This is a genomic window from Bacillus cereus group sp. N8, assembly GCF_016483685.1.
GTDB lineage: Bacteria > Bacillota > Bacilli > Bacillales > Bacillaceae_G > Bacillus_A > Bacillus_A proteolyticus.
The window spans coordinates 1-739 of the sequence record NZ_JAEHBK010000122.1; the positions used below are offsets into that span (position 1 = coordinate 1).

Consider the following 739-nt stretch of genomic DNA (forward strand, 5'->3'; position numbering starts at 1 on the left):
ATAAACGATAATAAAATACTACGTGAAAAGATCGCATTTTGTATAAAAATATCCCTTAAGTTGATGGGTGTGTGGCGATACCCCTTTTTAGTTTGAAATGTCGGTAGGTTCAAAATAGATATTTTTTACTTAATTTGATATAATTTGGTTAATTATTCGTTTTACTCGATTCCCGACTCCGCAGGAGTGCTGCTGGTGCAGGCCCCAGTAAAAAATCCGATTAGAAATGTTGTAGACAAAATTGTGAAATTAGGGGTGATGGGTATGAGCAAATTAGTTCCGTTAAAATTTAAAGGACTTGATGTGCGGTTACCATTTACCACGTTAAAATTTGATTATGATGCTGGGGAATCGGGTAAAGCGAATAATTACTAACCTGTTTTGTGCGAGCAATAAGAAACATTAAAACAAGCCATTTCGGCTCAAGTCAGAACGACTTTTAGGTCAAAAGACAGCTCTAAACGGAGCTGTCTTTTTGGTTTTATAGTCTTTTTTTCTTGAGCCCCGTTCGCATGCTAATACATTAATCAAACTGATCAACCAGATTCAATTTTTGTGGCTCCAAGAAATGTTGAAGTTGTACAAGCAATAGGGGTTTGTGTAGTAATGGAGCAAGAACGGCAATAAGGCTTAATCACATTATCAAAAACGATTATTTTTGGTGTACAGAGATAATAAAGTTGTTTAATTTACAATAAAGTCATTTAAAAAATAATATAGTTGTTTAAAAATCCTTCTT

1 protein-coding gene is annotated in these 739 nt (G+C 34.1%); it reads left to right on the forward strand.

What is annotated here, in order from left to right:
* The first annotated feature begins 195 nt into the window (after positions 1–195).
* The gene (locus JDS80_RS30675; RefSeq protein ID WP_044440133.1) at positions 196–375 is read left to right on the forward strand and encodes a hypothetical protein; all 180 of its coding nucleotides are present in this window, start codon (positions 196–198) and stop codon (positions 373–375) included.
* Positions 376–739 lie beyond the last annotated feature (364 nt).